The 6,446-nt window shown below is 73.2% G+C and carries 5 protein-coding genes; 3 read left to right on the top strand and 2 right to left on the bottom strand.

What is annotated here, in order from left to right; translation table 11 throughout:
- Positions 1–210: 210 nt before the first annotated feature.
- Both npdG and J0670_RS26380 read left to right on the top strand, forming a co-directional pair.
- Positions 211–903 (top strand): NADPH-dependent F420 reductase, encoded by a 693-nt coding sequence (gene npdG, locus J0670_RS26385; RefSeq protein WP_207814170.1) that lies wholly within the window; start codon positions 211–213, stop codon positions 901–903.
- 113 nt (positions 904–1,016) lie between these two features.
- Positions 1,017–1,205 (top strand): hypothetical protein, encoded by a 189-nt coding sequence (locus J0670_RS26380; RefSeq protein ID WP_207814169.1) that lies wholly within the window; start codon positions 1,017–1,019, stop codon positions 1,203–1,205.
- Between the two features lie 5 nt (positions 1,206–1,210).
- On the opposite strand, the gene J0670_RS26375 is transcribed toward J0670_RS26380, so the two are convergent.
- Positions 1,211–2,032 (bottom strand): site-2 protease family protein, encoded by an 822-nt coding sequence (locus J0670_RS26375; protein ID WP_207814168.1) that lies wholly within the window; start codon positions 2,030–2,032, stop codon positions 1,211–1,213.
- A gap of 194 nt (positions 2,033–2,226) precedes the next feature.
- Between J0670_RS26375 and J0670_RS26370 the strand changes: the two genes are divergently transcribed.
- A complete protein-coding gene (locus J0670_RS26370) occupies positions 2,227–5,580 on the top strand; it encodes a BTAD domain-containing putative transcriptional regulator (RefSeq protein ID WP_307806699.1) in 3,354 nt (1,117 codons plus the stop codon).
- A gap of 106 nt (positions 5,581–5,686) precedes the next feature.
- On the opposite strand, the gene J0670_RS26365 is transcribed toward J0670_RS26370, so the two are convergent.
- Positions 5,687–6,436 carry an ABC transporter permease gene (locus J0670_RS26365; protein ID WP_243437544.1) on the bottom strand — a complete coding sequence of 250 codons (750 nt, stop codon included), beginning with the start codon at positions 6,434–6,436 and terminating at the stop codon, positions 5,687–5,689.
- Positions 6,437–6,446 lie beyond the last annotated feature (10 nt).

Genomic DNA, 6,446 nt, shown 5'->3' with positions numbered 1-6,446 from the left:
CCAGGTGCCAGGGCTCGTACGACTCGGTGCCGACCAGCAGCAACTCGCCCGCCCCGCGCCGTTCCACCGAACGCCGCAGCGAGCCGGCGAAGCCGCCGACCGCCTCCAGCCAGCCGGTGCCCGCGAGCCGTTCCCGGAGTGCCGAAACTCTCATCGCGTCCATGTCGGCCAGAGTGTCGTGTCCGGCCGGGGATTTGGCAGGATCGGCCCATGACTTCCCTCGAATCAGCGACAAACCCGGCCCACGAAGTTCCGGACGTCTCACAGCTGGTGGTCGGTGTCCTCGGCGGCACCGGCGACCAGGGGCGGGGCCTGGCCCTGCGGCTGGCCAAGGCCGGCCAGCAGGTGATCATCGGCTCCCGCGACGCCGCCCGGGCCGAGGCGTCCGCCGCCGAGATCGGCGTCGGTGTGCGCGGCGCGGACAACGCGACCGTCGCCCGGGAGAGCGACGTGGTGATCGTCGCGGTCCCGTGGGACGGGCACGCCGCCATCCTGACCGCGCTGCGCGAGGAACTGACCGGAAAGATCGTCGTCGACTGCGTCAACCCGCTCGGCTTCGACAAGCAGGGCGCGTACGCGCTGAAGCCGGAGGAGGGCAGCGCCGCGGAGCAGGCCGCCGCGCTACTGCCGGACTCCCGGGTCACCGCCGCGTTCCACCACCTCTCGGCGGTGCTGCTGCAGGACGAGTCGGTGGAGCGGATCGACACCGACGTCATGGTGCTCGGCGACGACCGGGACGCCACCGACATCGTGCGGGCGCTGGCGGGCCTGATCCCCGGCATGCGGGGCATCTACTCGGGTCGGCTGCGCAACGCCCACCAGGTGGAGGCGCTGGTGGCCAACCTGATCTCGGTCAACCGCCGCTACAAGGCCCACGCGGGCCTGCGGATCACCGACGTGTGAGGACCCGCCGCCGTGTCGACCTCACCCCTGGGCCCGTCCCGGAGGTGAGGTCGGCGACAATGGGAGGCGGCCGTGACCCGGCCGTCCGTACCCGGTCCTAGGAGCCCACCGCCATGCCTCGCACGTCCCTCTTCGCCCTGATCGTCGTCGTTCTCGCGCTGGTGGCCGCCGTGGTCTCGGTGATCGAGGGCTTCTGGCTGGGCCTGATCTGGCTGCCGCTGGCCGGTGTGGCGAGCAACGTGCTGTGGATGAACCGCCGCAAGGCGAAGCTCGCCGAGGCGATGGCCGTCGAGCAGGCCTGAGGCCGTCAGCCCTCGCTCTTCCAGAACATGAACAGCTCGTGGCCGAGCAGGGCGTCGACCCGGTCGACGCCGAGCAACTCCATGACGCCGTACACGGCCTGGAAGAACCAGTGGTTCACCTCGGGCTGCCAGAGCAGCGCGAACACCGCGAGCATCCCGTACGCAGCGAAGGGCTCGACGGCCCGCCGGGTCTTGTACGAGAGCCAGGGCTCGATGATCCCGTAGCCGTCCAGGCCCGGAATCGGCAGCAGGTTCAGCAGGGTCGCGCTCAGCTGCAACGTGCCGAGGAAGCCCAGCGCCGCCGCGAGCGGCGAGACCTGGAACTCGTACCCGTTCCAGACGATGTTCGACTGGGGGGCGTCCAGCCAGCCGGCGCCGACCGGGACCAGGAGCAGCACCGCGCAGACCAGGTTGACCAGCGGCCCGGCCGCCGAGACCAGGCTGTGCTTGAGCCGCCCCTGGATCCGGCTGCGCTCGATCCAGACCGCGCCGCCGGGCAGGCCGATGCCGCCGAGCAGCATGAACACGATCGGCAGGACGAAGCTGAGCAGCGCGTTGGCGTACTTGAGCGGGTTGAGCGTGAGGTAGCCCTTGGCGCCGACGGTGATGTCCCCGCCGTGCAGCGCGGTGCGCGCGTGCGCGTACTCGTGCAGGCAGAGCGAGACCATCCAGCCCGCCACCACGAAGAGGAAGATCCCGAACCGCGCGTTGCCGTAACCGGAGTACACCGCCCAGCCGGAGGTGCCGAAGACGGCCAGGAGCACCCAGAACACCGGGCTGATCCGGCGGTCCTCGCTGCGGGAGCGCGGCGTGGCGGCGAAGGTCATGGTGTGGGTGCTCCGTGGGCAGAGGGATGGGCGGAGGGAACGGGGATACCGGCGGACACCGATCATGCCGGGCGGGCCGGTGGCCGGACAAGCCGCCCCGGGTGAACGTCCGAGAGGGCGCGCCCGGTTCCGCCGGGCCCCGGGGCCAGCACAATTGTGCGCGCCCCCCGCCGCCCATCGACCAGAATGGACCGGTGCACTACGGCATCCTCGGGACCACCACGGCCCACCACGACGACGGCACACCCGTTCCGCTGGGCGGCGCCCGGCTGCGGGCACTGCTCACCGCGCTGGCCCTGCGGCAGGGCCGGCCGGTCCCGGCCGACCTGCTGGTGGACGAGGTGTGGGACGCCGAGCCGCCGCAGGACTCCTCCGCCGCGCTGCAGACCCTGGTCGGCCGGCTGCGCCGCACCATCGGCCGGGAGCGGGTCGGCTCGGGCCCGGCCGGGTACTGGCTGACCGACCCGGCCACCGACCTCGCCGACTTCCAGCGGCTGAGCACCGAGGGCCGCCGCGCCCTCGACGACGGGAACCACGCGCTGGCCGCCGAGCGGCTGCGCGCCGCCCTGGCGCTGTGGCGCGGCCCCGCCCTCGCCGACCTGCCCGACCGGGTTGGTCCGGCCGCCCGGCTGGAGGCCCAGCAGGAGGAGGCCCGCCGCCACCGGATCGCCGCGGACCTCGGGCTCGGCCGGGCCGCCGAGCTGGTCGCCGAACTCAGCGAGCTGTGCGAACGGCAACCGCTGGACGAGCCGTTGCAGCTGCTGATGCTCCGGGCGCTGCACGGGAGCGGCCGCACCGCCGAGGCGCTGCGCCACTACGAGCGGACCAGACGCGCCCTGGCCGATGAGCTCGGCGTCGACCCCGGGCGACAACTCCAGGCCCAGTACGCCGAGTTGCTGGCCTCCTCGGATCCGGCGCCGCCGGCGGGGATATTCGCGCCCGACTCCGCCGAACCCGCTCCCCAACTCCCGCGCCCCGGCGGCAATCTGCGCGGCCGACTGACCAGCTTCGTCGGCCGGGAGTCCGATCTCGCCGCCCTGCGTGGAAAGTTGACGGACGGTCGGCTGCTGACTCTGACCGGCCCCGGCGGCTCGGGCAAGACCCGGCTGTCGATCGAGGCCGGCCGCGCCGAGCAGGCCGCCGGGCGCTGGCCGGACGGCGTCTGGGTGGCCGAACTCGCCCCGCTGGAGAGCCCGGAGGCCGTCCCCGCCGCCGTGGTCTCCGCGCTCGGCCTGCGCGAGATCGTGCTGCACAGCAGTAGCAGCATGGTCGCCGAGGTGCTGGACAAGCGCGTCGAGGACCCGGTGCGCCGACTGGTCGAGCACTGCGGCCACCGCCGGATGCTGCTGGTCCTGGACAACTGCGAGCACCTGATCCAGGCCGCCGCCGAGCTCACCGACGTGCTGCTCGCCGAGTGCCCCGGGCTGACCGTGCTCGCCACCAGCCGCGAGCCGCTCGGCGTGCCCGGTGAGGCGGTGCTGCCGGTCGAGCCGCTGCCCGACCCGGTCGCCCTGCGGCTGCTCGCCGAGCGCGCCGCCGCCGCCCGTCCCGGCTTCGACCCGCGGAGCGACCCGGAGGCCTGCGCCGAGATCTGCCGCCGCCTGGACGGGCTGCCGCTCGCCATCGAACTGGCCGCCGCCCGGCTGCGGGTGATGACGGCCCGCCAGATCGCCGACCGCCTGGACGGCCGCTTCGCGCTGCTCACCGCCGGCAGCCGCACCCTGCTGCCGCGCCAGCAGACCCTGCGCGCGGTGGTCGACTGGAGCTGGGACCTGCTCGGCAAGCGGGAGCGGGCGGTGCTGCGCCGGCTCTCGGTGTTCGCCGGCGGCTGGCAGCTGGAGGACGCCGAGGCGATCTGCGCCGACGGCGTCGAGGTGGCCCGGGAGGAGGTCGCCGACCTGTTGCTGTCCCTGGTCGACAAGTCCCTGCTGGTGGCCGACCTGGACGACGGCAGCCTGCCGCGCTACCGGATGCTGGAGACCATCCATGAGTACGCGACCGAGCGGCTGGCCGCCTCCGCCGCCGAACGCGCCGCCACCGAGGCCCGCCACCTGGCGCACTTCCGGGCCGTGGTCGCCACCGCCGGCCTGGACGTCCACGGCCCCCGGCAGCTGCACTGGCTGTCGGTCCTGGACCGCGAGCAGGACAACATCCGGGCCGCGCTGCGCAGGGCGATCGACCTCGCGGCCGAGCAGCAGGCACTGGTGCTGGCCCTCGGCATGAGCTGGTACTGGTCGCTGCGCGGCTACGGCCTGGAGGCCCGCGGCTGGTACAACGCGGTCATCGCGCTGGGCCGGGACCCGTTCGCGCCGGACGGCCCGCCGCCGGTGCCGCTGGAGCGCGACGTGCTGGCGTACGGCGTGCCGATGCCCGAGGGCGTGGTCGAGGAGGCCCGCCGGCTGCTCGCGATGTACCGGCTGCTGGGGCTGTTCGAGGGGAACCTGGAGATCCTCGGCGACCCGAAGGCGGTCGAGGTCGCCCGGCAGCTGATGGACGTCTACACCCCGGATCTGCCGCAGTCCTACCGCTTCCCGGCGATGATGCGGGTCTTCGGGGCCTTCCTGACCGGCCACATGGAGCTGATGGTCGAGCTGATGGAGGACGCGGTCCGCGGCTGCGAGGTGCACGGCAGCGTGAACGACCTGGCCTTCATCCTGCAGATCCGGGCCAAGATGATGAACGACTTTCCGGGCGGCGGGGAGCAGGGCATCCGGGACGGCGAGCGCTCCCTGGAGCTGTACGAGCAGGCCGGCAACCTCTGGGGCGTCTCGCAGGCGCTGTCGGCCCGCGGCGAGTCGATGGCCATCCGGGGCGAGGCCGAGGCCGCAGTCGCCGCCTACACCCGGGCGATCGAGCTGGCCGAGGAGCTGGGGGCGCTCCAGGAGGTGCCGGTCCTGCGGGTGAACCTCGGCGGCGCCCTGCTGGAACTGGACATGGAGCGCGGGGAGCGGCTCATCCGGGAGACGGTGGAGGCCCTCGGGCCCCTGGTCGCCGACCAGGCCACCTCCGGCGCGGTGCTGTTCGGCCGGCTGACGCTCGCCGGCCTCCACGCCCAACGCGGTGAGTACCCGCAGGCCCTGGCCGAACTGGACCGGCTGGAGGGAGCCAGGGCGGGAGGCTTCGCGGTGAGCATCGTGTCCGGGCTGCTCACCGCCTCCCGGGGCTGGATCATCGCCCGGGCCGGTGATCCGGAGAGGGGGCTCGCGATGCTCCGCGACGGGCGGCGGATGCTGCTCTCGGTGACGGCGGCGTCCGGCTTCGCCGAGCAGATGACGATCATGGTGGTGCCCGCCGCGGCCGGGGTGCTGCGCGCCTTCGCCGAGCGGGACGGCGACGTGGAGCGGGCCCGGCTGGCGGCCGTGCTGCTCGGCGCGCACAACGGGCTGAACGGCCCGAAGGGCGGCTACCTGGACCGGACCGAACGCGAACGGGCGGCCGTCGCCCTGCGCCGGCTGTTGGGTGATGCCGGGTACGAGGCGGCGTACGACACCGGCGACGGGATGACGCAGCAGCAGACCCAGGAGCTGCTGGAGGAGTTGATCGACTGAGCGGCCGGTCGGCCGGGTGTCCGTCCCCTGGCCACCCGGCCGACCGGCCCGTTCCGCCGGCCGGCGCCCCGTCCCGGTCGCCGGCCGGTCCCTCGCCCCGGCTCGCTCAGGTCCGCTTGCGGAAGCGGGCCACCGCTAGCGGGGCGAAGATCGCGGTCGAGGCGGCCGACCAGATCAGCACGACCATCACCGGGTGGGCCACCGGCCCCTCGCCGTTGAGCAGCGAACGGGAGGCGTCGGCCAGCGCCGAGAGCGGGTTGACCTTGGTGAAGGACTGCAGCCAGCCCGGCATGGTGTCGGTCGGCGCGAAGATCGAGCTGCCGAACTGCATCGGCATCAGGACCAGCATGGAGACGCCCTGGACGGCCTGGGCGCTGCGCAGCGACATGCCCAGCAGCATCGAGATCCAGACGATCGACATGCCGAACACCAGCGACAGGCCGACCGCGGCCAGCAGCTCCGGCACACCGGTCTTCAGCTCGAAGCCGAGGATGAACGCGAAGGTCAGCAGGATCGCGGAGGAGAGCAGCGCCCGCAGCGTCTCGGCGACCATCTTGGACAGCAGTACCGAGGCCCGGCCGATCGGCAGGGTGCGGAAGCGGTCCATCACCCCGGTCTGGAAGTCGCTGTTCAGGCCGGTGCCGACGGCCAGCGCCAGCGTCATGCCGGTCTGCCCGAGCAGACCGGGGATCAGGCGTTGCACGTAGGCGTCCTGGCCGCCCGCGATCGCGCCGCCGAAGACGTAGACGAACAGCAGGGTGAAGACGATCGGCATCAGCACGGCGTCGAACATCGACTCCGGGTCCGCCTTGATCCGCATCAGGTTGCGCCTGGTCAGCGCGCCGACGTGGCGCAGGGTGCCGGCC

The sequence above is a fragment of the Streptomyces sp. FH025 genome (assembly GCF_017427025.1).
Taxonomy (GTDB): domain Bacteria; phylum Actinomycetota; class Actinomycetes; order Streptomycetales; family Streptomycetaceae; genus Kitasatospora.
Note: the sequence above shows the minus strand (reverse complement) of the source record. Positions and strands in the feature narration are given on the sequence as shown.